Source organism: Cellulomonas sp. P4_H12 (assembly GCF_056400905.1).
In genome coordinates, this window is sequence record NZ_JBFUKJ010000017.1 from 123,935 (window position 1) to 149,147 (window position 25,213).

At 72.3% G+C, this 25,213-nt stretch carries 22 protein-coding genes; 8 read left to right on the plus strand and 14 right to left on the minus strand.

The genetic code is table 11. The annotated features are described in order from the left end of the window. Position 1: 1 nt before the first annotated feature. Both AC1DQC_RS11660 and AC1DQC_RS11665 read right to left on the minus strand, forming a co-directional pair. Complete coding sequence (locus AC1DQC_RS11660) at positions 2-1,618, minus strand: ABC transporter permease subunit (RefSeq protein ID WP_477051395.1); 1,617 nt, start codon at positions 1,616-1,618, stop codon at positions 2-4. 121 nt (positions 1,619-1,739) lie between these two features. Beyond that, complete coding sequence (locus tag AC1DQC_RS11665) at positions 1,740-2,978, minus strand: sugar ABC transporter substrate-binding protein (protein WP_477051396.1); 1,239 nt, start codon at positions 2,976-2,978, stop codon at positions 1,740-1,742. A 203-nt stretch (positions 2,979-3,181) separates the two neighbouring features. On the opposite strand from AC1DQC_RS11665, the gene AC1DQC_RS11670 reads away from it, so the two are divergent. Together AC1DQC_RS11670 and AC1DQC_RS11675 are read left to right on the plus strand one after the other, a co-directional pair. Beyond that, entirely contained in the window at positions 3,182-4,255 is a 1,074-nt protein-coding gene (locus AC1DQC_RS11670) for a LacI family DNA-binding transcriptional regulator (RefSeq protein WP_477051397.1), read from the plus strand. 87 nt (positions 4,256-4,342) lie between these two features. Further along, the gene (locus AC1DQC_RS11675; protein WP_477051398.1) at positions 4,343-6,079 is read left to right on the plus strand and encodes a glycoside hydrolase family 13 protein; all 1,737 of its coding nucleotides are present in this window, start codon (positions 4,343-4,345) and stop codon (positions 6,077-6,079) included. A 40-nt stretch (positions 6,080-6,119) separates the two neighbouring features. Here the strand turns inward: AC1DQC_RS11675 and AC1DQC_RS11680 are convergent, their stop codons facing one another. Next, positions 6,120-7,562, minus strand: a complete 1,443-nt coding sequence (locus AC1DQC_RS11680) for an alpha-amylase (protein ID WP_477051399.1) — start codon at positions 7,560-7,562, stop codon at positions 6,120-6,122. Between the two features lie 55 nt (positions 7,563-7,617). After that, the gene (locus AC1DQC_RS11685; protein WP_477051400.1) at positions 7,618-9,888 is read right to left on the minus strand and encodes a M28 family peptidase; all 2,271 of its coding nucleotides are present in this window, start codon (positions 9,886-9,888) and stop codon (positions 7,618-7,620) included. Between the two features lie 64 nt (positions 9,889-9,952). On the opposite strand from AC1DQC_RS11685, the gene AC1DQC_RS11690 reads away from it, so the two are divergent. After that, on the plus strand, positions 9,953-10,831 hold the full coding sequence (locus AC1DQC_RS11690) for a carbohydrate kinase family protein (protein ID WP_477051401.1): 879 nt from the start codon (positions 9,953-9,955) through the stop codon (positions 10,829-10,831). A gap of 4 nt (positions 10,832-10,835) precedes the next feature. Here the strand turns inward: AC1DQC_RS11690 and dusB are convergent, their stop codons facing one another. The 6 genes from dusB to AC1DQC_RS11720 all read right to left on the minus strand — a co-directional run bounded on the left by dusB (position 10,836) and on the right by AC1DQC_RS11720 (position 17,188). Next, positions 10,836-12,020, minus strand: coding sequence for a tRNA dihydrouridine synthase DusB (dusB, locus tag AC1DQC_RS11695; protein WP_477051402.1), 1,185 nt, complete (start codon positions 12,018-12,020; stop codon positions 10,836-10,838). A 14-nt stretch (positions 12,021-12,034) separates the two neighbouring features. Continuing rightward, positions 12,035-12,658 carry a response regulator transcription factor gene (locus tag AC1DQC_RS11700; RefSeq protein WP_477051403.1) on the minus strand — a complete coding sequence of 208 codons (624 nt, stop codon included), beginning with the start codon at positions 12,656-12,658 and terminating at the stop codon, positions 12,035-12,037. 13 nt (positions 12,659-12,671) lie between these two features. Then, the gene (locus tag AC1DQC_RS11705) at positions 12,672-13,880 is read right to left on the minus strand and encodes a sensor histidine kinase (protein ID WP_477051404.1); all 1,209 of its coding nucleotides are present in this window, start codon (positions 13,878-13,880) and stop codon (positions 12,672-12,674) included. A 50-nt stretch (positions 13,881-13,930) separates the two neighbouring features. Further along, positions 13,931-14,719, minus strand: coding sequence for an ABC transporter permease (locus tag AC1DQC_RS11710; protein ID WP_477051405.1), 789 nt, complete (start codon positions 14,717-14,719; stop codon positions 13,931-13,933). After that, complete coding sequence (locus tag AC1DQC_RS11715) at positions 14,716-15,672, minus strand: ABC transporter ATP-binding protein (RefSeq protein WP_477051406.1); 957 nt, start codon at positions 15,670-15,672, stop codon at positions 14,716-14,718. Before AC1DQC_RS11715 ends, AC1DQC_RS11710 begins: the two co-directional genes overlap by 4 nt. Before the next feature lie 130 nt (positions 15,673-15,802). Then, entirely contained in the window at positions 15,803-17,188 is a 1,386-nt protein-coding gene (locus tag AC1DQC_RS11720; protein ID WP_477051407.1) for a glycine--tRNA ligase, read from the minus strand. Positions 17,189-17,347: 159 nt separating this feature from the next. Here AC1DQC_RS11720 and AC1DQC_RS11725 point away from each other — a divergent pair, with 159 nt between their 5' ends. The 4 genes from AC1DQC_RS11725 to AC1DQC_RS11740 are packed head-to-tail and all read left to right on the plus strand — an operon-like array spanning position 17,348 to position 20,571. Next, positions 17,348-18,280 (plus strand): metal ABC transporter substrate-binding protein, encoded by a 933-nt coding sequence (locus tag AC1DQC_RS11725; RefSeq protein WP_477051408.1) that lies wholly within the window; start codon positions 17,348-17,350, stop codon positions 18,278-18,280. Then, positions 18,277-19,053 carry a metal ABC transporter ATP-binding protein gene (locus tag AC1DQC_RS11730; protein ID WP_477051409.1) on the plus strand — a complete coding sequence of 259 codons (777 nt, stop codon included), beginning with the start codon at positions 18,277-18,279 and terminating at the stop codon, positions 19,051-19,053. Before AC1DQC_RS11725 ends, AC1DQC_RS11730 begins: the two co-directional genes overlap by 4 nt. 41 nt (positions 19,054-19,094) lie before the next feature. Further along, entirely contained in the window at positions 19,095-20,003 is a 909-nt protein-coding gene (locus AC1DQC_RS11735) for a metal ABC transporter permease (RefSeq protein ID WP_477051440.1), read from the plus strand. A gap of 10 nt (positions 20,004-20,013) precedes the next feature. Beyond that, entirely contained in the window at positions 20,014-20,571 is a 558-nt protein-coding gene (locus tag AC1DQC_RS11740; protein WP_477051410.1) for a DedA family protein, read from the plus strand. Positions 20,572-20,635: 64 nt separating this feature from the next. On the opposite strand, the gene AC1DQC_RS11745 is transcribed toward AC1DQC_RS11740, so the two are convergent. Further along, the gene (locus AC1DQC_RS11745) at positions 20,636-21,424 is read right to left on the minus strand and encodes an isoprenyl transferase (protein ID WP_477051411.1); all 789 of its coding nucleotides are present in this window, start codon (positions 21,422-21,424) and stop codon (positions 20,636-20,638) included. Between the two features lie 111 nt (positions 21,425-21,535). Between AC1DQC_RS11745 and AC1DQC_RS11750 the strand changes: the two genes are divergently transcribed. After that, entirely contained in the window at positions 21,536-22,027 is a 492-nt protein-coding gene (locus AC1DQC_RS11750) for an SRPBCC family protein (protein WP_477051412.1), read from the plus strand. 82 nt (positions 22,028-22,109) lie between these two features. Here the strand turns inward: AC1DQC_RS11750 and recO are convergent, their stop codons facing one another. The 3 genes from recO to AC1DQC_RS11765 form a co-directional block, all read right to left on the minus strand. Next, on the minus strand, positions 22,110-22,841 hold the full coding sequence (recO, locus tag AC1DQC_RS11755) for a DNA repair protein RecO (RefSeq protein ID WP_477051413.1): 732 nt from the start codon (positions 22,839-22,841) through the stop codon (positions 22,110-22,112). A 63-nt stretch (positions 22,842-22,904) separates the two neighbouring features. Next, positions 22,905-24,614 carry an HNH endonuclease gene (locus tag AC1DQC_RS11760; RefSeq protein WP_477051414.1) on the minus strand — a complete coding sequence of 570 codons (1,710 nt, stop codon included), beginning with the start codon at positions 24,612-24,614 and terminating at the stop codon, positions 22,905-22,907. Between the two features lie 123 nt (positions 24,615-24,737). Continuing rightward, positions 24,738-25,187, minus strand: coding sequence for an NUDIX hydrolase (locus AC1DQC_RS11765; protein ID WP_477051415.1), 450 nt, complete (start codon positions 25,185-25,187; stop codon positions 24,738-24,740). Positions 25,188-25,213 lie beyond the last annotated feature (26 nt).

The following is a 25,213-nucleotide window of genomic DNA, read 5'->3' on the forward strand; positions in this document are numbered from 1 at the left end:
CTCAGATCTCCTCGAGCTTGCGGGTCTGGCGGAAGCCGATGTAGGCGATGAGGCCGACCACGATGAAGATGAGGATCGACAGCGCGCTGGCCAGCCCGTACTGCTTGTTCCCGCTCTCGAAGGCGACGGCGTAGACCATCGAGATGAGGATGTCGGTGTGGCCCACGACGATCGGGGTGCCGACGAAGTTGGGGCCTCCGCCCGTCAGCATGTAGATCAGCGTGAAGTTGTTGAAGTTGAACGCGAAGGACGCGATCAGCAACGGCGCCACGGACACCATCAGGAGCGGGAGCGTGATGGAACGCAGGATCCGCCGGGCTCCCGCGCCGTCGATCCTCGCCGCCTCGATCGTGTCCGCCGGGATCGACTGCAGCGCGCCCGTGCACACGATGAACATGTACGGGAAGCCCAGCCAGAGGTTGACGCCCAGGATGCAGAGCTTTGCCAGCCAGGGGTTCTGGAGCCAGGGGATCTCGGCCCCGCCCAGCAGCACCTCGTTGATGAACCCGAACCGCTGGTTGAGCAGGCCGCGCCACACCAGGGCGGACAGGAAGCCCGGGAACGCGTACGGGAGGATCAGCAGCGACCGGTAGACCTTGCGGCCACGGACCCGCGGGTCGTTGAACACGATCGCGAGGAACAGCCCGAGGGCGAACGTCGTGACCACGGAGAGCGCGGCGAAGGCGAACGTCCAGATCGTGATCTGGACGAAGGGCCCGGCCAGCCGGGAGTCGGTGAAGACGCGCGTGAAGTTGTCGAAGCCGACACCGACGCGCCAGCCCGGCGTGAGCACGTCGCCGCTCTCCGACACGAAGTTGCCGGTGCTGGACGGCGTGTAGGTCTCGCCGGTGGCGGTGTCGGTGAAGGTGTCGCTCGCGGCGTCGTACTCGAGCGTGGACCGGTAGACGTACCCGGTCGAGCCGTCCTGGGTGCGGACCGAGCCGTCCGACGGGTCGTCGGAGAAGGGCACCCGCAGGGCGGTGATCGTGTCCTGCTGCTCGGCGATCTGCGCGAACCCGAGCACGTCCCAGCCGGGGACCGCCGTGACGCGGTCGTTCTCGATGGTGGCGTCGTCGGCAGGGGCGAACGGCTCGTCGGCCGTGCCGACCTGCGCCTCGCCGTCCTGCACGACGGCGAACCCGAGGTCGCCATCGTGCTGCACGACGGTCAGCGGGAGCGTCGGCGAACCCTCGACACGCGTCTCGTTCTGGATCGAGATCGCCTCGATCGCGTCGGACTTCGTGGAGTTGTGCCCGTCGCCGTAGTTGGTGAACGCCACGTAGCCCGTGTAGGCCATGACGAACAGCTGGTAGACGAGGAGGAAGAGCAGCCCGGGGATCAGGTACTTGCCGGGGACGGCGCGCTTCGAGAAGTAGACCCAGTTCACCGCGACGAGCGCGAGCACGAGGAACGTGAGGATCGCCCACGACTGCACGGCGTACGCCGCGAGGATCCCGTACAGGCCCAGGGCGTCGACGACGGCGACGAGCAGGAGCTTGACGACGAAGCCCGGCGAGAAGTTCCTGGCGTGGGACCCGTCTCCGCGCGATCGGCGCGGCGACTCCGCGCCGGGCACGCCGGGAGGCGCCGGCGGCGCCACGGTCTGCTGGTCGGTCATGCGGGTCCTCCGGGGCACGGGTGACGGCTACTGAGCATGGTGGTGCAGGCGCGCACCGGCGCGCGAGCCAGGACGTCCCGCCGTGCCCGTCTGCGGGCGCGGCGGGACGTCCTGAGGACCGTCAGGCCTTGTCGACGGCGTCCTGGATGCTGGTCACCATCGTGTTCCAGGCGCCGACCGGCTCGGCCTGGCCGCTGATGATCTGCGCCTCGGTGGCGCCCCAGAAGGCCCAGACCGAGCTCATCGCGGGGATCGAGGGCATGGGAGCGCCGGTCGCGCCGGCGTCACCGAAGCCCTTGAGCACGCCGTCGTCGACCTTGGCGGCCGAGGCGGTGTTGGCCGGCATGCGGCCACCCTCCTTGTAGAGCATGTCCTGAGCCGCCTCGGTCGACAGGTAGTTGACGACGAGCTCGTTGGCGAGGACCGGGTTCTTCGACTTGGACGAGACGAAGGCGCCCTGGACGCCGACGAACGGCTGCGCCGGCTGGCCACCCGCGCTGGGGACGGGCAGGACGCTGATGTCCATGCCGGCCTCCTCGAAGGCCGAGGTGTTCCACGGGCCGGTGATCATGTACGGCGCCTGGCCGTCGAGGAACGCCTGCTTGGCCTTGTCGCCGTCGATCGAGAGGTCGAGGACGCCCTCGCTCCCGAGCTTCGCGAGGTACGTGGCGAAGGCGTCGCCCGCCGGACCGCCGAGCTCGAGCGTGTCGGTGTACGAGCCGTCCGCGGACTGCTGGAACACCGGGGCGCCGAACGACGTCTGCAGCGGGTACAGGTGGTACGGGTCGGACGCGTCACCCTGCTGGATCAGCACGGAGAACGGCGTGCCGGCCGACTTGGCCTGGGTCACCAGGTCGTCGAACGTCGTCGCGGTGGTGTCCTTGAGCAGGGCGTTGTTGCGGACGAGCGCGATGTTCTCGATCGAGATCGGCGTGCCGTAGGTCTTGCCGTCGTAGGTCACGCCGGCGATCGCGGACTCCGAGAAGTCACCGGCCTTGTCGCCGAGCTCCACGGGGGCGACGACGCCGTTGTTGACCCACTCGCCGAGACCGTCGTGGGCCGAGATGATGATGTCCGGGCCCTCGCCGGTCGGGACCTGCGCGACGAAGTCCTTGCCGATGTCGCCCGACGCCTTCTGCACCAGCTCGACCTTGACGCCGGTCTCCTTGGTGAACTCGTCGACGACCGGCTGCATCTCCTTGATGCGGGTGTCGTCCACCCACATCGTCAGGGTGCCGCTGGCAGTCGCCTGGGCACCGGCGGTGGTCTCCGCGTCACTCGGGTCGGACGACCCCGAGCAGGCGGCCAGCGCGAGCGTGATGCCCAGGGCCGCAGCGGTGAGGGGGATGCTCCGTCGCATCGTGAGTCTCCTAGATCGTGAGAAGGCCGCAGCGGCAGATCCCGACGATCGACCGGCGCTGGCGTGATGGACGTGACCGTAACGTCGTTGTCTCATCGGCTGCAAGTCGTTACGGTAAGTTGCGGCGAACCGTTGCAGAAGCGTGACTAGGACGATCTCTTCACGCTCCTGCGACCGATCGCGACCCCGGACAAAGGAGTGACGTGGCCCCCACCGTGCCCATCGCGCGCACCCGTCTGACGGATCTGGCCGAGCAGGCCGGTGTCAGCACGGCGACCGTGTCGCGCGTGCTCAACGGGAAGCACGGCGTGTCGGCCCAAGCCCGTCAGTCCGTGCTGGCCGCCCTCGACGTGCTCGGCTACGAGCGACCCGAGAAGCTGCGCACCCGCTCCGCCGGCCTGGTCGGCCTGGTCGTCCCCGAGCTGTCCAACCCGGTCTTCCCCGCGTTCGCGCAGGTCATCGAGACGATGCTCACCGAACGGGGCTACACCCCGCTCTTGTGCACCCAGTCCCCCGGCGGCACCACCGAGGACCAGTACGTCGAGATGCTGCTGGAGCACAACGTCGACGGCATCGTGTTCGTCTCCGGGCTGCACGCCGACACCTCCGCCAGCAAGGAGCGCTATCACCGGCTGCGCAGCCGTGGCGTCCCGATCGTGCTGGTCAACGGGTACGCCGAGGGCGTCGACGCTCCGTCAGTCTCGACCGACGACTCGGCCGCGCTCGACCTGGCGTTCCGGCACCTGGTCTCGCTGGGCCACCGCTCGATCGGGCTGGCCATCGGGCCCGAGCGGTTCCTCCCGGCCGCGCGCAAGCGGGTGGAGTTCGCGATCAACCTGCAGCGCCACCTCGGCGTGACCGACCCCGCCGGGCACGTCGTCACCACGCTGTTCACGGTGGAGGGCGGCCAGGCGGCGGCGCTGGACCTCATCGAGACCGGGCACACCGCGATCATCTGCGGCTCCGACCTGATGGCCCTCGGGGCCATCCGCGCGGCGCGGTCCCACGGGATGTCGGTGCCGAAAGACCTGTCCGTGGTCGGGTTCGACGACTCCCCGCTCATCGCGTTCACCGACCCACCCCTGACCACCGTGCGCCAGCCCGTCCTGTCGATGGGCCACGCCGCGGTCTCCGCACTCGTCTCGGAGATCAACGGGACGCCCGCGTCCCGCACCGAGCTGAAGTTCCACCCCGAGCTCATCGTCCGCGGCTCCACCGGCGCCGCACCGGGCCTGACCTCGGTCGCTGTCACCCTCGAGACTCCCGCCGTACTCTGACCGGACCCGCCGGCCCCACCAGGCCGCGCGCTCCGTCGGGCAACGGCGCCTCCCCCCATCACCATCCCCGAAGTGAGGCATGCCCGCATGACGACGACCGACACCCGACCCCTGCGCACCGTGGTGCACGCCGCCGGCTCCCCTGACGGCGAGTGGTGGCGGGATGCCGTGATCTACCAGGTCTACCCGCGCTCGTTCGCGGACGCGTCCGGCGACGGGATCGGCGACCTGCCCGGCATCACCGCCCGCCTGGACCACCTCGCAGAGCTGGGCGTCGACGCCGTGTGGCTGTCGCCGTTCTACCGCTCGCCGCAGGCCGACGCGGGCTACGACGTCGCCGACTACCGCGACGTCGACCCGCTGTTCGGCACGCTCGCCGACTTCGACGCGATGCTCGCTCGGGCCCACGGCCTGGGCCTTCGCGTGATCGTCGACCTGGTGCCCAACCACACCTCCGACGAGCACGTGTGGTTCCAGGCCGCCCTCGCCGCCGGCCCTGGGTCGCCAGAGCGGGGCCGTTACCTGTTCCGCGAGGGCCGCGGCGTGGACGGCACCGAGCCCCCGAACAACTGGCAGTCGATCTTCGGCGGCCCGGCGTGGACCCGGACCACCGACGCCGACGGGACGCCCGGCGAGTGGTACCTGCACCTGTTCGACTCCCGGCAGCCCGACCTCGACTGGGAGCACCCCGAGGTCCGCGCCGAGTTCGAGGACGTCCTGCGGTTCTGGCTCGACCGCGGGGTCGACGGCTTCCGCATCGACGTCGCGCACGGCATGGTCAAGGCGCCCGGGCTGCCCGACTGGGACGGGCACGTCTCGATGATCGAGGGCTCCGACGACGTGGAGCCGACCGACACCGTCTCCGGTGCCGGCAACCAGGGACCGATGTTCGACCAGGACGGCGTCCACGACATCTACCGCGCGTGGAACCGGGTGCTCGCCGAGTACGACGGCGACCGCGCGCTCGTCGCCGAGGCCTGGGTGGAGCCGCTGTCGCGCCTGACCCGGTACGTCCGGCCCGACGAGATGCAGCAGGCGTTCAACTTCGCCTTCCTGGCCACCCACTGGGACGCGCCGGCGCTGCGCACGGTCGTCGAGGCGTCGTACAACGCCGCCGACGTGGTCGGTGCGCCCACCACGTGGGTGCTGTCCAACCACGACGTCGTCCGGCACGCCTCGCGGCTCGGGCTCGCCGAGCCGGGGTCGCGGCCCAACGGCATCGGCCACGGCGACGAGCAGCCGGACGAGGCCCTCGGCCTGCGCCGGGCCCGCGCGGCGTCGCTCCTCATGCTCGGCCTGCCCGGTTCGGCATACCTCTACCAGGGCGAGGAGCTCGGGCTCCCCGACCACACGTCGCTCGACGACGACCTGCGCCAGGACCCCGCGTTCTTCCGGACGGGCGGCGCCGAGCGCGGCCGCGACGGCTGCCGCGTGCCGCTGCCCTGGGCGTCCGACCGGGCCGGGTTCGGCTTCTCCCCCACCGGCGTCACCTGGCTCCCCCAGCCCGCGGCCTGGGCGTCGTACGCCCTCGACGCGCAGCGCGGCGTCGCCGGGTCGACGTACGAGACCTACCGGGCGGCGCTCCAGCTCCGTCGGGAGTCGAGCCTCGGTTCCGGCGGCATGGACTGGCTGCACGGGCTCGGCGACGACGTCATCGCGTTCGTGAACCGGGACGTGCTCGTCGTCGCCAACCTGGGCTCGTCGCCGGTGGCGCTGCCGGAAGGCGCCGAGGTGCTGCTCGCGTCGATCGACCCCGCGGTCGAGGCGGACGGCTCCGTGCTCGTGCCGTCGGACGCCACGGTCTGGGCAAGGTACACGGCCTGACCTGCAGGAACGGCCCCGCCCGCGGCGGGGCCGTTCCGTCTCACGGTCGGTGCATCACGTCCCACGCCTGAGCGGTGCCGGGCGGGACGACGACCGCGACCTTCCCGTCCTCGACCGTCGACGCCGCGCACCCCTGCGTCGACAGTACGTCGCAGTAGTCGCCGTCGGGCAGGCTCGTGGTGAGCTCGGTGCGCAGCTCGTCGCCACCCGCGTTGATCACGACGAAGCCCCGCTCGCCGCGACCCAGCGCGACGGCGCGGCCCTCGGACCAGACGTCGACCCGCGGGGCGTCGCCCACGACGTTGCGCCAGCCGACCATGCCCGCGATCGCGGGCCACCGGTGCTGGCAGACCTGGTCGCCGTCCGCCAGGGCCGCATCCGGGCCCGGGGCGTCGCCGCACGCCGCGTCGCGCACGCGGCCGTCCGCGTCCTGCGGCGGGCCGGCGTCGCGGTCGGAGAACGCGTAGCTCGAGTACACGGCCGGGGTCCCGTAGCTGCTGGCGAGCAGGAGCACGTTGGCCAGCGCGTACTGCGCGCCGTCGGCGTAGCTCAGCGTGGAGCCGTTCCGCTCGGTGTCGTGGTTGTCGACGAAGATCACCGCGTCGTCGGACGGCAGGTAGGTCGACGTCGTGCCGAGCTCGAGCGCGCGACCGGGCGAGCCGGCCAGGACGCTCTTGAGGTCCTTGCCCCAGGCGAACTCGTAGACCTTGCCGTTGCCGGTGTACTGCTCGGGCGTCACGGGCTCCCCGGTGCCGCGGATGACCTCCTGCGCGATGCCCGTCCCGGCCGGGAGCTCGGCCACGATCGCGGCGACGTCGTCGGCGGGCATGTGCTTGGCGGCGTCGATCCGAAAGCCGTCCACGCCGAGCGCGAGCAGGTCCTCCAGGTAGGCCACGATCGTCGAGCGCACGTGCTCCGTCTCGGTGGCCAGGTCGGCGAGGTTGACCAGCTCGCACGTCTGGACCTGCGCGGCGTCCGTGTAGTCCGCGATGTCGTCGCTCGGGGTCAGCCCGCAGTGGTGGAAGTCCGCGTCGGTATAGGTACCCGGGTAGTCGTAGTGCGTGTACGACGAGCCCGCCCACCCCGTGCCGGGCGCGTCCTGGCCGGTCATGTGGTTCACCACCGCGTCGGCCCAGACGTCGACGCCGGCGTCGTGGCAGGTCTGCACCATCGCCGCGTACTGCTCCCGCGTGCCCAGCCGCGACTCCACGCGGTAGCTGACCGGCTGGTACGCGGTCCACCACGGCTCGCCCAGGATGTGCTCCTGCGGCGGGCTCGTGAGCACCCAGGCGTAGCCAGCGGGCCCGAGGTGGTCGGTGCACTCGCGGGCGATCGAGTCCCACGTCCACTGGAACATCTCGACGCCGACGTCGTGTCCGCCACCGTCAGGCGGCGACGCCGACGGCTCGGGCGTGCCGCTGCACGCCGCGAGCAGCAGCAGGCCGGCGACCAGCGCGGTGAGGCGGGCGGGCAGGTGCGTCATCGTCACCACCGGGGCAGGCCGCAACACGTTGCAGCAACTTGCAGGACGCCACACCCTAGAACGTGACGGCGGTTCCCACCAGCACCAGCTCCGACGTGTGCGACCCCTCGATCCCGACGCCGGAGGGCCTCGGCTCGAAGCCCGGCAGGTTCTCGAGGCCGTCGCTGCCGTCCGCCACCTGCAGCACGGCGTCGCGACCGCCCGACAGCGTCAGCGTGACGTGCACGCCGTCGGCCGGCGGCGCGTTGAACACCACCGCGATGGTCCCGTCGGACACCGGCACGTCGCGGCCCTCCACCTCCGCGGACTGCACGCCGGCGTCGGCCATCGTCAACGACACCAGCCGCACCGGGCGCTGGGGCGCGATCGTGAGCTCGAGCGTCCGGATGCCGTCCGCCGTGGTGTCGGAGTCCGTCGTCACCACGGGCGCGGGCAGGTCGGCGGCCTCGGCCTCGCCGGTCCAGACGCCGGACCCGAGCAGCGGGAACGTCGCGTGGACGTCCTCGTGCTGCGAGACGAACTGGCTCGTCCACTCGCTCGGGCTGGCCTCGGAGCTGACCCACCAGGCCTTCCCGGTGTCGGCGTCGAGCGCGTACATGAGCTGGGTCGGCAACGGGTGGCGCTCGTCGAACCGGTCGACGACGAGGCCCGCGGCGACGCACACGACGGCGAGGACCCCGGCGACGAGGGCCGGGAGCAGCGCGCGACGTCCGCTCGGGACCAGCCGGTCGACCACGGGCAGCAGCGCGAGCCCCAGCAGCACCGCGAACAGCGCCGGCGCCGCCCCGGTCGCCAGCCCGAGCGCGGGCAGGAACAGCAGCACGATGGGCGCCAGCACGACCACCGCGACCGCGCCGACGACCGTCGCCGTCACGATCCGCCCCGTCTCGCCGAGCCGTAGCGCCACGATGCCGCCCACTCCCCCGGCGAGCGCCGGCAGCGCCGCAAGGTACGAGCCACCGGGAGTGACCGCGGCGAGCGCGAGGCCGAGCACCGCGAGCCACCCCAGCGCACCGATCACCAGCGCGGGAGCCTCGAGCCGACGGCGCAGTGCGCCGAACCACAGCAGCAGGACGGTCGCGACCAGCGCCATGAGCGCCGCCCGGAACCACCAGGGGCGCCAGGGGTCGAGCATCTCGCCGTACCCCGGTCGCAGCGCGACCAGGACCATCCAGAACAGCTGCGCGACGGCGGCCGCGAGGGCGATGGGCACCAGCCCCCACGCGAAGCCCGCGGCCAGCCGGCGGCCGCGCAGCACCCCGGCGCGCACCGACAACCCCCCGAGCGCCACCACCGCGAGCGCCGCGAGGACCGCGACCGGCCACACGAGCCAGCCGGGGTACCGCGCGAGCTCGCCGAGCACCGGGAAGTACGTGGCGTCGTTCGCGGACGGGACGCTCAGGGCCGCGAGATCGTCGTTCCCGAGGTGCCGGGCCAGCGCGAGCGCGTTCGAGCCGTGGTGCTGCAGGCTCGCGAGGTCCAGGTACTCGGGCCGGTCCTCCGGCGAGTGGTAGACCGCCGAGCCGTCGATGTACGCCGAGTTCAGCCCCGTGAACCGGTCCTGCTCGCGGAACGGCGTGAAGTCGGTGTCGTTGGGCAGGATCCGGTACACCTCGACCGCCATGCTGCTGCCGACCGGGTGCGGCACGGTCGAGTAGACGTCGACCAGGGCGGCGTTGCCCCGCGACGTCTCGAACATGATGGCCGGGCCCGACGCGCCGCGGGCCTCGAAGTTGAGCACCACGCCGCCGTCGGCGCCGAGCGGGTCGTCGTGCACGAACGCCTCGGCGCCGCACAGGCACGCCTCCTCGGCGTCGGTGAACACGAGCACGATGTCGTTCTTCAGCGCCGGCCCCTCGCGCAGGGCGCGCACGGTCTCGAGCAGCGTCGCGGTGCCGGCGCCGTCGTCGTTGGCGCCGTAGGACACCTGCACGGAGTCGTAGTGCGCCACCAGGAACAGCCGGCCGGTCGAGTCCGTCCCGGGCAGCACGGCGACGACGTTCTTCACCGCGGCCAGGCCGTAGCCGCTGCCCAGCGCGCCCGTCGCTCCGACGCCGACCGTGACCGACGGGTCGAGCCCCAGGCCGGTGAGCGTCTCGACGATGTGCTGCCGGACGCCGTCGGCGGCTTCACTGCCGGCCGGGTGGACCTCGGAGCCCACCGCCGCGACGTGCTCGAACGCCCGCTGCGCGCTGAACTCGTCGGCGGGGGCGTCGGCCGGCGCCGGAGCGGGCGGCCAGACGGTCCGGAGGCTGACCGCGGTCAGCAGGACGAGGACGAGCAGACTGAGCAGGGAGAGGCCACGGGACCTCGTCGTCGGGGACACGCGGACATGATCCCTGGTGAGCCGCGATGCTCGGCACCACCACGCCGCTCCTAGGGTGTGCACCGTGCCCCGCGTCCTCGTCAACGGCCCCGCGTCCTGGAACACCCTCGTGCGGCTGGCCACCCTCCCGGAACCGAGGTCGCAGACGCTCTTCGCGAGCAGCCATCACGACGGTCTCGGCGGGACGTCGGCGGGCAAGGCGCTGACGCTGGCCGCGCTCGGCGTCGACATCACGCTGCACACCGCGCTCGGGGACGACCGCGAGGGGTCGCTGGTCCGCGCGGCGCTCGCCCACCCGCGGATCTCCCTCGTCGCCCGCGCGGTCGAGAGGACCGAGAGGCACGTCAACCTCATGGCCGACGACGGCTCGCGGGTGTCCCTCTATCTCGAGCTGCCCCAGCCGGCGCCCGGTGCCGTGCCGTCGTTCGACGGGGTGGATGCCGCCGTCCTCGACCTCGCCGACCACAGCCGCCCGCTCCTGTCGGCCGCCCGTGCCGCGGGAATCCCGGTGTGGTGCGACGTGCACGACGACGACGGCGCAGGCGACTACGCGCGCGACTTCGTCGCCGGCGCGGACGTCCTGCTCGTCAGCGCGGCGCGGCTCGACGACCCCCGGGCGTACCTCACCGACGCGGTCGGCCGTGGGTGCCGCCTCGCGGTGTGCACCGACGGAGCCGCCGGCGCTCTCGCCCTCGACGGCGACGGCTGGATCGAGGTGCCGGCCGCACCCGTCGCCGACGTGGTCGACACCAACGGTGCGGGCGACGCGTTCCTCGCCGGGCTGCTCAGCGGCGTGCTGGACGGGCTGCCGACGGAGGTGGCGCTCGCCCGCGCGTCCGCGGCAGGCGCGGCGGCCGTCGGCACGATCGGGCTCGGCGCGGCGGGTGCGACGATCGCCGCGCTGGACGGTGCGGCGTCGGGCCTTGCGGTCCGCCGCCTCTGACGGGTCAGCCGCCCGAGACGCTCAGCTCTGCCTCGTGCAGGGCCTTCGCGAACTCGTCGGAGAGCTCCCGCGAGTCGAGCCACCCGTACGGCAGCAGCGGTCGCTTGGGTGAGCCGGCGCGGCCGCGCTGCCCCTCGGCGCCCGCACCCGGGTAGCCCTGCTCGAGGTCGAGCCGGCCCAACCGCTCGTCGAGCTCGGCCATCGTCGAGACCAGGCCCAGCGCCGCGCGGGTCTCCCCGCCGACCACGTAGCCCTTGAAGTACCAGGCCATGTGCTTGCGCATCTCGCGCAGCGCCTTGCCCTCGTCGCCGAAGTGCTCGACCATCAGCTCCGCGTGCCGCCGGACGACCGTCGCGACGTACCCGAGCCCCGGGGTGATGCGCTCGTCGGACCCGGCGAACGCCGCCGCGAGGTCGGCGAACAGCCACGGGCGGCCCTGGCAGCCGCGACCGACGACCACCCCGTCGCAGCCGGTCTGCGCGACCATCTCGAGGGCGTCCTCGGCGGACCAGATGTCACCGTTGCCCAGCACGGGGATGTCGGTGACGGTCTGCTTGAGCTGCGCGATCGCGTCCCAGTCCGCCGTGCCGGAGTAGTAGTCGGCCGCCGTGCGGGCGTGCAGCGCCACGGCAGCGACGCCGACCTCCTGCGCGACGAGCCCGGCCTCGAGGTAGGTCAGGTGGTCGTCGTCGATGCCCTTGCGCATCTTCACGGTGACCGGCACACCGTAGGGAGTCGCGGCGTCGACGGCGGCCGTGATGATCGCGCGGAACAGGTCCCGCTTCCACGGCAGCACGGCTCCCCCGCCGCGGCGCGTGACCTTGGGCACCGGGCAGCCGAAGTTGAGGTCGACGTGGTCGGCGCGGTCCTCGCTCGCGATGAGCTTCACGGCGGCGCCGACGGTCGCGGGGTCGACGCCGTACACCTGGACGGAGCGCGGCCGCTCGTCGGGCTCGTGCGAGATGATCCGCATCGACTCCTCGCCGCGCTCGACGAGGGCGCGCGACGTGACCATCTCGGCCACGTACAGGCCGGCGCCGGACTCGCGGCACAGGCGGCGGAAGGCGGCGTTCGTGACGCCCGCCATCGGCGCCAGGACCACCGGCGTGTCGATGGTGAGCGGACCGATGCGCAACGGCGGCAGCACGGCGCCGGAGCGCGCCGGGGCCGCAGGAGTCGTCAGGGTCATGCCCCCATTGTCCCTCAGCCGAGCAACCACCCGTTCTCCTGCGCCAGTCGGGCGGCCTCGGCGCGCGTCCGACCCCCGGTCTTGCCCATCGCCGCGGACAGGTAGTTGCGCACGGTGCCCTCGGACAGGAACGTCTCGCGGGCGATGTCGGCCACCGTGCCCCCGGTCGCCGCGACGACCAGCACGGCCCGCTCGCGCTCGGTCAGCGGGTTGGCGCCGACGGTCAGCGACTCCACGGCGAGGTCAGGGTCGACCACCCGCAGGCCGCGGTGCACGCGGCGGACGGCGTCGGCCAGCTGTTCCGCGGGGGTGTCCTTGACGACGAACCCGCTGGCACCCGCGTCCAGCGCGTGCCGGACGTACCCGGGGCGCCCGAACGTGGTGACGATGAGCGAGCGGCACGCCGGGTACCGCGCCCTGAGCTCGGCGGCGGCCGAGATCCCGTCCATGCCGGGCATCTCGACGTCGAGCAGCGCGACGTCGGCGGCGTTCTCGCGCGCGGCGTGCAGCACCTCGTCGCCCCGGCCGACCTGCGCGACCACCGTGAGGTCGGACTCCAGGTCGAGCAGGGCGGCGAGCGCCCCGCGGACCAGGGCCTGGTCGTCGGCGAGGAGAAGTCGGATGGGCGTGCTGGTCATCGAGCACCGTTCGTCATCGGGCACCGTTCTTCGTCGTGACGGTCAGCTGGTAGCCACCCAGCGGGCTCGCGGACACCTCGACGTGCGCACCGGCCTGCCGCGCCCGCTCGCTGAGTCCTCGCAGCCCGTTGCCGGGCACGACCTCGGTGTTCGCCGGCCCGTAGCCGTCGTCGTCCACCACGAGGGTGTCCGCGGTCATCGTCACGCGCACGCGGGTCGCGGCCGCGTGCCGCAGCACGTTCGTCGTCCCCTCGCGCAACGCCCAGGCGAACAGCTCGCGCAGGTCGTCGGGCACCTGGTCGACGGTGCCGGGGACGTCGGCCTCGACGCCGGCCGAGTCGAAGGCCTGCCGCGCGCCCGCCAGCTCGCCCGCGAGCGTGACGGCGCGGGTCGCGGACACCATCCCGCGCACGTCCGCGAGCGCCGCGCGGGCCAGCGCCTGGACCTCGGCGATCTCGGCGCGCGCGCGGTCGGCGTCGACGTCGAACAGCTTCCCGGCCAGCTCCGCCTTGACCGAGATCACGGTCAGCGAGTGTCCGAGGATGTCGTGCATGTCGCGCGAGATGCGCTCGCGCTCGCGCTCCACCGCCAGCACGGCGACCTCGTCCTGCGCGAGGGCCAGCTGGCGGTTGCGCAGCACCAGCTGCGTGAAGCCGTAGACCGCGACGGACGCGAGGATCACCGAGATGATGAGGTCGTCGATCGGGTCCCACCCCGGCACGAGCCGCGGGACGACGAGGATCACCACCGTCGAGAACACCGCGACGAGCAGCGCGCGGGGGTCGCGCAGCAGGAAGATCGCGGACACGCAGACGAAGACGAGACCGACCAGGCCCTGCTCGTCGGCCGCCAGGCAGGAGACCGCGACGAGGACCACCTGCTGCAGGAGCACGTACCCGCTGCGCGGGTCGGGCAGCCGGCTGCCGTGCGGCCCGGCCCGGGTGAGGACCACCCACGCGAAGCTCACGGCCAGCCCGGCGATCGCGCAGAGCGAGAGCGTGCGCTCGACCCCGTGGGGCGCGTCCCAGGCGGCCTGCCACGGCTGCAGCAGGAAGATCGCCCAGACGATGCCCATCGTCGGCCCGACCACCCGCATGACCCGGCGGGTACGCGGTCGGGCGATCCCGTCCGCCTCCGAGGCGTACGCGAGCCGACCGCCCCAGCTGGGCCACTCGTCCTTGGGCACGGAGATGCCGTCACCCGACTCCGCGCGACGCCTCACAGCGCTCACGCTAGCCGGGTGACGGTCACCGCGATCCGTCGGCGTGCGGGTCACACCCGCGCCGTGTCGCGACGGAACCGCCACGCCGCGCCGCCGACGAAGACGGCCGCCCAGCCGACGACGTTGACGACGGCCCAGATGCTGGGCGAGTCGCCGGTCAGCGGCGCCCGGACGATCTCCGCCAGCCCGTACGTCGGCACCACCTTGGCGATGTCCGCGAACAGGCCGTCGCCGAGCGGGACGAACAGGCCGCCCGCGAACGCGAGCAGGGCGAGCACCGGGCCGAGGATCTGCATGACGTTCTCGGCCGGCAGCAGGTAGCCCATGAACAGGCCGAAGGCGGCGAAGACCACGGAGCCGAGCCACGCGAGCCCGAGGGACGCGACGAGCGCACCGGTGTCGCCGGTGGCTCCGCTGACCAGCCCGACGGCCGCGACCACGACGACCGCGGCGAGGCCCATCACCATGGCGACGGCCACCTTGGTGAACACGTAGGTCGCCGGGCGCAGCGGCGTGAGCCGCAGCTGACGGGTCCAGCCCTGCGAGCGCTCGACGGACACGCTCGCCCCGCCGCTGGTGGTGGCCAGCATGGCGCCGTACAGCGCCATCGACACCATGATGAACGCGGTGACGTTGCCGTTGCCGACGGACTGCGTCTTGTACGCGTCGGCCGTGCCGAAGATGAGGAAGAACGCCGGCGGCATGATCAGCGTGAAGATCACCGTGCGGCGGTTGCGCAGCAGGCGGCGGAGCTCGATGGACAGGAACGGGCCGTTGATCAGGCCGGTGCGGGGCGTCCGGTCCGTGGCGCGGACGGTCGCGAGGGCGGTGGCGCTCATGCTGCACTCCCAGTCGTGGTGGTGTCGCCGGTCAGCGCGAGGAACGCGTCCTCGAGCCCGCGGGCGGTGATCTCGACGTCGCTCGCCGACGTGGCGGTGAGCAGGTGGCGCGCGACGCCGTCGGAGTCGGACGTGTGCACGAGGATCCGGTCGCGGCGCAGCTCGACCGACTGCACCCCGGGGATGGCGTGCAGCGTGGCGCTCTCGGCGGGCGTCAGGTCGGGCAGCGTGGCGGTGACCAGCCGGCCCGAGGCCATGTTCTTCACCTGCGCGGCCGACCCGTCCGCGACGATCCGCCCGTGGCTGATCAGCACGATCCGGTCGGCGTACGCGTCGGCCTCCTCGAGGTAGTGCGTGGCGAAGAGGATCGTGCGGCCGCGCGAGGCGTCGGCCCGCAGCGCCGTCCAGAAGTCGCGGCGCCCCTCGACGTCCATGCCGGTGGTCGGCTCGTCGAGGACCAGGACGTCCGGGTCCGGGAGCAGCGCGAGCGCGAACCGGAGCCGCTGCTGCTGGCCGCCCGAGCACTTGCCCACGCGGCGGTCGGCGATGTCCGCGATGCCGGCGCGGCGGAGCACCTCGGTCGCGGTCCGCGCGGTCCGGAAGAACGACGCGGTCAGCTCGACCGTCTCGCCCACCGTGAGGTCCTTGAGGAGCCCGCCGGTCTGCATGACCGCCGAGACCCGCCCTTCGGCGATCGCGCGGCTGGGGTCCAGCCCGAGTACCGACACCGTGCCCTGATCGGGCTGTGCCAGGCCGAGCAGCATGTCGATCGTGGTCGTCTTGCCGGCGCCGTTGGGGCCGAGGAAGGCGACGACCTCACCCGGCTGGACGGCCAGGTCGATCCCGTCGACGGCACGCACGGTGCCGAAGGACTTGTGCAGACCGCGCAGCTCGATCGCCAGCGGTCCGGCGCCGGACGGTGCCGGCGTGGGGAGGGTGTCGGTGAAGGTCATGGCTCGATCCTGACCGGCCGTCCGCTGCCGCTCCCCCGCCGCACGTCACGAACCCGGCATGACGGATGTCATCCGCCCACGACGACGCCCGCCCCGCATGGACGGGACGGGCGTCGTGGAACGACTGTGGTCAGGCGCCGACGAGGTGCTGCGCGAGGTAGCCCGTCACCTTGTCGAGGGCCACGCGCTCCTGCGTCATGTCGTCGCGGTGCCGGATGGTGACGGCCTGGTCGTCGAGGGTGTCGAAGTCGACCGTGATGCAGAACGGGGTGCCGATCTCGTCCTGGCGGCGGTAGCGGCGGCCGATCGCGCCGGCGTCGTCGAACTCGACGTTCCAGTTCTTGCGGAGCTCGGCGGACAGGTCGCGCGCCTTCGGCGACAGCGACTCGTTGCGGGACAGCGGCAGGACCGCGGCCTTGACCGGCGCGAGACGCGGGTCGAGCTTGAGCACCGTGCGGGTGTCGACGCCACCCTTCGTGTTGGGCGCCTCGTCCTCGTGGTAGGACTCGACCAGGAACGCCATGAGGGAGCGCGTGAGGCCCGCGGCGGGCTCGATGACGTACGGGACGTAGCGCTCGTTCTTGGCCTGGTCGAAGAACGACAGGTCCTGGCCCGAGTGCTCGGTGTGCGTCTTGAGGTCGAAGTCCGTGCGGTTGGCGATGCCCTCGAGCTCGCCCCACTCGCTGCCCTGGAAGCCGAAGCGGTACTCGATGTCGACGGTGCGCTTCGAGTAGTGCGACAGCTTCTCCTTCGGGTGCTCGAAGTGGCGCAGGTTCTCGCGCGAGATCCCCAGGTCGACGTACCAGTCGGTGCGCTGGTCGATCCAGTACTGGTGCCAGGTCTCGTCGGTGCCGGGCTCGACGAAGAACTCCATCTCCATCTGCTCGAACTCGCGCGTGCGGAAGATGAAGTTGCCGGGCGTGATCTCGTTGCGGAACGACTTGCCGATCTGGCCGATGCCGAACGGCGGACGCATGCGCGCGGTGGAGTACACGTTCTTGAAGTTCACGAAGATGCCCTGGGCCGTCTCGGGCCGCAGGTAGTGCAGGCCGGACTCTTCCTCGACCGGGCCGAGGTAGGTCTTCAGCATCATGTTGAAGTCGCGGGGCTCGGTCCACTGGCCGCGGGTGCCGCAGTTCGGGCAGGCGATGTCCGCCAGGCCGTTCTCGGGCGCCCGGCCCTTCTTCTCCTCGTACTCCTCGAGCATGTGGTCCTCGCGGAACCGCTTGTGGCAGTTGAGGCACTCGGTGAGCGGGTCGGTGAACACGCCGACGTGGCCGGAGGCGACCCAGACCTGGCGCGGCAGGATCACCGACGAGTCGAGGCCGACGATGTCGTCGCGGCTGGTGACCATGGTTCGCCACCACTGGCGCTTGATGTTCTCCTTGAGCTCGACGCCCAGCGGTCCGTAGTCCCACGCGGATCGCGTACCGCCGTAGATCTCACCGCTCGGGAAGACGAACCCGCGTCGCTTGGCGAGGGAGACGACGGGGTCCAGGCGGGAGGGTGCAGCCACGATCGATCACTCCAGGGTGGTGGCGCCCGCGGCTGGGTGTCGCGGGCGGGTGGACCGCGACGACGGTCGTCGCGGTGGGGCACAAGGCGCTGCCCAGGCTACCCGTCGGCGGCGCGCACCGTTTTGACAACCGTTCTCGTCTAACTGAGAATGATCGTCATGTCCATCCATCCCCGACGTCGGCTGCTCGCCCCGCTCGTCGCCGCCCCGCTCCTGCTGGCCGGCTGCGCGAGCGATCCCGGCGTCGCCGAGGGCACCGTCGACGTGATGGCCTCGTTCTACCCGCTCCAGTTCGTCGCCCAGCAGGTGGGCGGCGACCGGGTGACCGTGCGGTCGCTGACGCCGCCGGGCGCCGAGCCGCACGACGTCGAGCTGTCGCCCGCGCAGGTCTCGCGTATCGACCAGGCGGACCTGGTCGTCTACCTCTCCGGCTTCCAGGCGGCCGTCGACGACGCGGTCGCGCAGACGTCGCCGGTGCACGTGGTGGACGCGGCGAACGACACGACGCTCATGACGCCCGCGGAGGAGCACGGTCACGAGGAGGGCGCCGACGCGGGCGAGGAGCACGACCACGGCGCCCTCGACCCGCACTTCTGGCTCGACCCGAGCCGGATGCCGTCGGTGGTCGACGACGTCGCGAAGGAGCTCAGCGCGATCGACCCGGCAGGCGCGTCCGCGTACGCGGCCAACGCGGCGGCGCTGAACCAGAGGTTCGACGACCTCGACGCGGCCTACGACACCGGCCTGACCACGTGCGAGACGCGCACCTTCGTCACCTCGCACGAGGCGTTCGGCTACCTCGCCGACCGGTACGACCTCGAGCAGGTCGGCATCTCCGGCATCGACCCCGAGGCGGAGCCATCGCCCGCGCGGCTCGCCGCCGTCGAGAAGATCGTGCGTGAGCAGCACGTCAGCACGATCTTCTTCGAGAGCCTGGTGAGCCCGAAGGTCTCCGAGACGCTCGCCGACGACCTGGGCATCCAGAGCGCGGTCCTCGACCCGATCGAGGGCCTCGCACACCCCGAGGACGACTACTTCTCCATCGCCGAGCGCAACCTCGACGCCCTCCGCATGGCATTGTCCTGCTCGTGAGCGCCCCCGTGATCGAGGCGACCGGCCTCGGTGTGACCCTGGGCGGACAGCCGATCCTCGACGGCATCGACCTCGTGGTGCCCGCCGGCGAGGTGCTCGCCCTGCTCGGCGCGAACGGCTCCGGCAAGTCGACCCTGGTGCGCACGCTGCTCGGCGTGATCCCCCGGACCACCGGGGCCGTGCGGCTGTTCGGCACAGAGCTGGGACCGGCCGCCCCCTGGGATCGCATCGGCTACGTGCCGCAGCGGCTCCCCGCCGCCGCCGGCGTGCCCGCCACGGCCTACGAGGTGGTGACGTCCGGGCTCCTGCACGGCCGCTCGCTGCGTCCCCCGCGCGGGCACCGCCAGCGGGTCCTCGGCGCGCTCGCCGACGTCGGGCTCGCGGACCGGGCGCAGCAGCGGGTCCAGGAGATGTCCGGCGGCCAGCAGCAGCGCGTGCTCATCGCCCGGGCGCTGGTGCGCGACCCCGACCTGCTCGTGCTCGACGAGCCGACGTCCGGCATCGACATCCCCACGCAGGCGACGTTCGTGGACACGATCAGCCGCCTGCACGACGCCGGCACCACGGTCGTCGTGATCCTGCACGAGCTGGGTCCGTTCGCCCCGCTGATCGACCGCGCCATCGTGCTCCGGCACGGCCGCGTCGCGCACGACGGCCCCGCGCCCCGCGCCCGCGGCGAGCACGCCGGCGAGTGGCACGACCACACGCACGCGCACCCCGACCCCGAGCCGCCGCGCTCCGGGCCGTCCCTGTCGGTGGAGGTGAACCCGTGACCGCGTGGGACCAGGTGGTCGAGCTGCTCAGCTCCCCGCTCATGCAGCGGGCGCTCATCGCCGCGATCCTCGTCGGTGCCTGCGCGCCGGTGGTCGGCACGTTCCTCGTCCAGCGCCGCATGGCCCTCATGGGCGACGGCATCGGGCACGTGGCGCTCACCGGGGTGGCCGTCGGGTGGCTCGTCGGCAGCTGGGCCGGGCTGGTGCCGCAGGACACGCTCGCCGTGCCCGGCGCGGTCGTCGCGGCCATCGCCGGCTCCGTGATCATCGAGCTCGTGCGCGAGCGCGGGCGCACCAGCGGCGACCTCGCGCTCGCGCTGATGTTCTACGGCGGCATCGCGGGCGGCGTGCTGCTCATCAAGGTGGCCGGCGGCACCAACGCCAACCTGATCAGCTACCTGTTCGGTTCCATCTCGACCGTGTCGACCACCGACCTGTGGTGGACCGCGGGGCTGGCCGTGGTGGTGCTCGGGGTGGGTCTCGGCCTGCGCACCGCGCTGTTCGCCGTGAGCCACGATGAGGAGTTCGCCCGGGCCAGCGGGCTGCCGGTCCGCCTGCTGTCGATGGTCGTCGCGGTGATCGCCGCACTGACGGTCACCATCGCGATGCGCGTGGTCGGGCTGCTGCTGGTGAGCGCGCTGATGATCGTGCCCGTGGCGATCGCCCAGCTGTTCGCGCGCTCGTTCGGCCGGACGATGACCCTGGCCAGCGTGATCGGGGTCGTCGTGAGCGTGGTCGGGCTGGTCCTCACGTACTGGCAGGACATCCCGCCCGGCGCGACCATCGTGGTCCTCGCCATCCTCGTGTACGCGGTGGCGGCGACCCTGCGCCCCCTGATGTCGCGTCCGCAGCCGCCTCGCGACCCACACCCGGACATGGTCGACGACGTGCTGCTGGTGGACGACGTGCACGACGATCTCCAGGTAAGGCCCGCCTCACCCGCGCCGTAGAATCGGCCAGGTGACCGACGTCCGCGACGCCTACGGCCTGGGGAGCACCTCCCTCGCCATCGCCGTCGTGGTCCTCTTCCTCATCGTCTTCGCCCGCTCGCACCTCACCTACTGGGCGGGCCGCGGGGTGGTGCGGGGCGCGCAGGCGGTGCACGAGAACGAGGGTGCGCCCGGCTGGTGGCACGCCACGATGCTCCGGCTCGAGGCGTGGACCGACACGCGCGCGGCGCAGCGGGGGCTCGACCTGGTGCGCCGATGGGGTGCGGTCGCCATCACCCTGGCGTACCTCACGGTGGGTCTGCAGACCGCGATCTTCGCCTCGGCCGGCCTGATCAAGATGCCGTACCTGCGCTTCGCACTGGCGTCGATCCCGGGCGCGCTGGTCTGGGCGGTGGTCTGGGCCACCGTCGGGTTCGGCGCGGTGTGGGCGGCGCTCGCGCTGTTCGCGCATTCGCCGTGGGTGCTCGCCGGGGTGGCCGTCGTCGTCGTGCTCGGCGTCGGCTGGCTGCTCGGGCGGCGCCGCGCACGCCGCGCGGCCGAACCCGTCCCGGCGGTCGTCGGCGACTGACGCCTTCGACCGCGCGGCCGACCCGGTCGCTACAGTCGCCGGCGCCTGACCCCTCCGCTGTCGGTTATGCAGGCCCGGCGGCTCGGTCGACGGCCCCGCCGTACCGCCGGTCGCGCCGCGCGTACGTCTCGACCGCGCGCCACAGGTGCCGCCGGTCGACGTCCGGCCACGGCTCGTCCAGGAACACCAGCTCCGCGTAGGCCGCCTGCCAGATCATGAAGTTCGAGGTCCGCTGCTCGCCCGACGACCGCAGGAACAGGTCCACGTCGGGCAGGTCGGGCTCGTCGAGGTAGCGGGCGAACAGCTTCTCGTTGACCTTGTCCGGCTTCACGCGACCCGCCGCGACCTCGCGCGCGATGGCCTGGGCGGCGTCGGCGATCTCCGCCCGGCCGCCGTAGTTCACGCACATCGTCAGGGTCACCGTGGTGTTGTCCTTGGTGAGCTCCTCGGCGGTCTCCAGCTCGTTGATCACCGAGCGCCACAGCTTCGGGCGTCGACCGGCCCAGCGCACGCGGACGCCCCACGAGTTCATGAGGTCCCGCCGGCGCCGCAGCACGTCGCGGTTGAAGCCCATGAGGAAGCGCACCTCGTCGGGCGAGCGCGACCAGTTCTCGGTGGAGAACGCGTACGCCGACACGTACTCGACGCCGACCTCGATCGCTCCCGCGACCACGTCGAGCAACGACGCCTCCCCCGCGGCGTGCCCGGCGGTGCGCGGCAGCCCGCGCGCGTTGGCCCAGCGTCCGTTGCCGTCCATCACGACGGCGACGTGCTTCGGGACGAACTGCTTCGGGATCTCCGGGGGACGCGCGCCGGAAGGATGCGGGTACGGCGGTTCGACGGCGTGCGGCACGTCGACATTCTGCCGTGTCCCACGAGGTGAAACCGATTGGTTGCACTATGCGTGCCGGCCGGTTAGCGTGAAGTGCAACATATCGATTGCACTTCGAGAGGACCGACCGCCATGAGCACCAGCCTCACGCTGACCTTCACCGTCGACCGGACGCCCGAGGACACCTTCGCCGCCATCAACGACGTCCGCGGGTGGTGGTCCGGTCCGCCCGCCCCGACCGAGCCGCAGATTGAGGGCCGGACCGATCGCCTCGGCGAGGAGTTCAGCTATCTGGTGACCGACGTGCACTACTCCAAGTTCCGGATCACCGAGCTGGTACCCGGCAGCCGGATCGCCTGGCTCGTCCTCGACAGCCGGCTCACGTTCATCGCCGACCAGGAGGAGTGGACCGGCACGACGGTCACGTTCGACCTCACCGAGCGCGACGGCCGCACGCAGGTCGTCTTCACCCACGTCGGGCTGGTGCCCGAGCACGAGTGCTACGACGTCTGCGACGACGCGTGGAGCTCGTACATCCTGGGCAACCTGCGCCGGCTCATCGAGACCGGCTCGAAGGACCCTGCCCCGGCCGGCTTCGCGACCGCCGTGGACGCCTTGCTCTGACGGCCTCTGCCGGTGGTCGGACGGTCAGACCCTTCGACCATCGGCGAGCCGTGGGTGACGCCGTGCTCCGGTGGGCGGGAGGTCAGACCCTCTCGACCATCGGCAGCGAGCGCAGCTGGCGCTCGAGGTGGAACTGGCAGAAGGCGGCGACCAGGCCGTTCCCCTCGCCGCGGTGCCGCTCGGCGCTCGCGTCAGCTACCGACCACTCCCCCGCGAGGAGCGCCGCCAGCAGCTCGAACGTCTCGGGAGCCGGGGCCGCGGCACCCGGCGGCCGGCACGCACGGCACACGGCGCCGCCCGACGCCACGGCGAACGCCGAGTGGGGCCCGGGTTCCCCGCAGCGCGCACAGTCCGTGAAGCTGGGCGCCCACCCGGCGACGGCCAGCGCCCGCAGCAGGTAGGAGTCGAGCACCAGTCCCGGCGCGTGGTCGCGGTAGGCCAGCGCCTTCACCGCGCCGACCAGCAGCCAGTACTGCTGCAGCGACGGCTCGTGCTCCGCCTCGACCAGCCGGTCCGCCGTCTCGAGCATCACCGTGCCGGCCGTGTAGAGCGTGTAGTCCTCGCAGATCCGGCGCCCGAACGGGCCCAGCGTCTCGGCCTGCGTGACGATGTCGAGGTTGCGGCCCGTGCTCAGCTGGAGGTCGACGTACATGAACGGCTCGAGCCGCGACCCGAACTTCGACGAGGTGCGGCGCACCCCCTTGCCGACCGCACGGACCTTGCCGTGCGACCGGGTCAGGAGGGTGACGATGCGGTCGGCCTCCCCCAGCTTGTGGGTGCGCAGGACGATCGCCTCGTCGCGATAGAGGCTCACCCCGACATTGTCTCCCGCGGCACCGACAGTCGCCGTCGGCGCGCGGGTGGCGACCGACACCGATCAGGCAGCGAGCTCCGCGTACTCGACTGCCAGCAGCCTGAAGCAGACGTCGATCACGGAATCCATGCCGGCCGTCGTGCGCATCCCGCCCTCTTCCGCGGCGACCCCGGCCGGTCTGGGGTCGGCGACCCCGGCTGATTCGGGTGCCGAAACCCCCGCTCGCACAGGCGAGGCGACCCCACCTGGCGCAGACGAGTCGACTCTGGCTGGTTCCGGCGCGGCGACCGCGGCTGGCGCAGGCAGGCTCGGGGCGCGACTTCGGTACCGGTGACCGGTCGGCGTGGTCGTCAGCACTTCATGCCCGGGGCCAGCTCGCGGCACCAGCCGGCGCGACCATCCCGGCGCCTCCTTCGCCAGGTTGCAGGCGACGCAGAGGCCCTCGCCGTTCTCGGCCGTCGTCTGGCCGCCTGCGGCAACCGGCACGATGTGATCGATGTGCCGTACCGGAGCACCGCAGTACGGAGTTCGGCAGATGCCCTGGTCGCGGATCCGCAGGAACTCGGCCAACCCGTCGGGGTGGAACCGAGCGCGGGAGGTCATCGCGACCAGGTCGCCCGACGGGTCCGCGTACAGGCGCCGCAGCCATGCCGCGTCGGCGTCGATCCCCGCGGCAGCCAGCTCGCGAGCGATCTGGGCCGGCACCGAGCCGCCACCCGTCACGTGGCCAGGCTGGTGGTCCGCGCCCAGGAGGGCCGAGTCGCTCAGGACGAGGTTCACCGTGACCGGCACCGCCGAGGCGATCGACTGACCGGTGACGAGCTCCACGAGCGTGTCGGCCATGACCTGCCCACGGCTCCGCCGTGCCCGCACGAGGTCGCCGGCCGGAGTCACGGCCGGGGCGCTACCAGGCCTCGCGGATGCCGCGCCGGCCGGCGTCGGGGTCACTGCGCAATCCGGAGTCGCGGCGGCGGTGCCTCCAGACATTGCGGATGCCGCGCCGGCCGGCGTCGCCGCTGCCGCGTCTGCTGCCCGGCAGAGAGCCGCGTAGACGGCGACCCCCTGCGCCACGGGAAGCAGCGCCGTCAGGTACGTCATCGTGTCCGGCGCGGGCCGCAAGGTCACACGTCGCTCGGACTCGGCTCGCCTGGCCCGACGCACCACTGCAGCAGGATCGAGCCGGGCCGCGTGACCTCGCGCCGCTGCGACGAGCTGGCGCGTCCCGATCCCCTCCAGCGTCGACGGGTCACCGCACAGCAGGGCGTCGACCTCACGGCGGTCCTCGACGTCGAGGCAGGCGGTCTCCTGGACCAGGAGCATCGCCCGGTGCTCGGAGAGGTGTCCCTCGCGCAGCGCGCGGAACGTGTGCGGCATCTCGGTGAGCCACACTCTCGCGGCACCGAGAAGGGCCGTGCCGCGGTGGGGCGACTCTCGGCGAGCCAGCCCTACCTGCGCGGCCACACCTAGCCCGCGACGTCTGGCCGGCACGCCCGCACGCGCCTGCCGGTCCCGCTCCGCACGATCGACCGCTACGGCCGCCTCCGCCTGCAGCGCGCACGCCGCCGACTTGAGCTCCTCCAGCGCCGCGATCAAACTCACGAGCTCTGCGTTCGAACCGCCGAAGCGGTTGAGTCGCGCCACGAGCTCGTGGCGCCACCGCCCGACGACCACGGCGTCGGCGTCGGCGTCGACTTCGACTTCGGCGCCCCACACCTCCGGCGCACGGCTCTCCTCACCGTTGGCGCCGCGAGAGTGAAGTCGATTCGCTGTCACCTGTGCAGTCTATCGAACATATGTTCGATTCGCCGGGTTATCCACACTTCGATCGGAGGGATTTCGTCAGCGACGGTTCTGAGGCGCACACGAAGTCGGCTGGCAGTGCGACGAACCGCCCGCTCAGAACCCGAAGGTCATGACCGCGGGCACGGCACCGCGCAACAGCGCGTCCAGTACCGCGCGCTCGTGCGGCACGACCGGATCGGGCAGCGCGTTCAGCGCGAACCACCGCAGGTCGGCGGCCTTGTCGGGCTCCTGCAGCACGGGCACGCCCGTCCAGCGCGTGCACTGGAAGAACCAGTCCACGCGCTCGTCGATGGGGTCGCCCGTCCCGTTCGTGCGGTGCATGCCGGTGAGCCCGACGAGGTCCGCGGCGGCGACGTCGATCCCGAGCTCCTCGCGCGCCTCGCGGACCGCGGCGGCCACCACCGACTCGCCGCGCTCGACGTGCCCGGCGGCTGCGCACGCCCAGTGCCCGTCCATGTACACGGTCCCGCGCCGGAGCTGGAGCAGGACCTCGTCGTCACGGCGGAGCACGACGTAGGCGGCGGGGACGACCTGGAAGCGCACGACGGCCACCGTAGACCGGACCGGCG

What these genes read in the sequence shown, in the direction of transcription:
- dusB (WP_477051402.1), bottom strand. Translation starts at nt 12,020, where the DNA reads ATGACCCTGACGACTCCTGCGGCCCCGGCGCGCTCCGGCGCCGTGCTG.
- AC1DQC_RS11660 (WP_477051395.1), bottom strand. Translation starts at nt 1,618, where the DNA reads ATGACCGACCAGCAGACCGTGGCGCCGCCGGCGCCTCCCGGCGTGCCC.
- AC1DQC_RS11665 (WP_477051396.1), bottom strand. Translation starts at nt 2,978, where the DNA reads ATGCGACGGAGCATCCCCCTCACCGCTGCGGCCCTGGGCATCACGCTC.
- AC1DQC_RS11725 (WP_477051408.1), top strand. Translation starts at nt 17,348, where the DNA reads ATGTCCATCCATCCCCGACGTCGGCTGCTCGCCCCGCTCGTCGCCGCC.
- AC1DQC_RS11750 (WP_477051412.1), top strand. Translation starts at nt 21,536, where the DNA reads ATGAGCACCAGCCTCACGCTGACCTTCACCGTCGACCGGACGCCCGAG.
- AC1DQC_RS11700 (WP_477051403.1), bottom strand. Translation starts at nt 12,658, where the DNA reads ATGACCAGCACGCCCATCCGACTTCTCCTCGCCGACGACCAGGCCCTG.
- AC1DQC_RS11710 (WP_477051405.1), bottom strand. Translation starts at nt 14,719, where the DNA reads ATGAGCGCCACCGCCCTCGCGACCGTCCGCGCCACGGACCGGACGCCC.
- AC1DQC_RS11675 (WP_477051398.1), top strand. Translation starts at nt 4,343, where the DNA reads ATGACGACGACCGACACCCGACCCCTGCGCACCGTGGTGCACGCCGCC.
- AC1DQC_RS11715 (WP_477051406.1), bottom strand. Translation starts at nt 15,672, where the DNA reads ATGACCTTCACCGACACCCTCCCCACGCCGGCACCGTCCGGCGCCGGA.
- AC1DQC_RS11680 (WP_477051399.1), bottom strand. Translation starts at nt 7,562, where the DNA reads ATGACGCACCTGCCCGCCCGCCTCACCGCGCTGGTCGCCGGCCTGCTG.
- AC1DQC_RS11735 (WP_477051440.1), top strand. Translation starts at nt 19,095, where the DNA reads ATGCAGCGGGCGCTCATCGCCGCGATCCTCGTCGGTGCCTGCGCGCCG.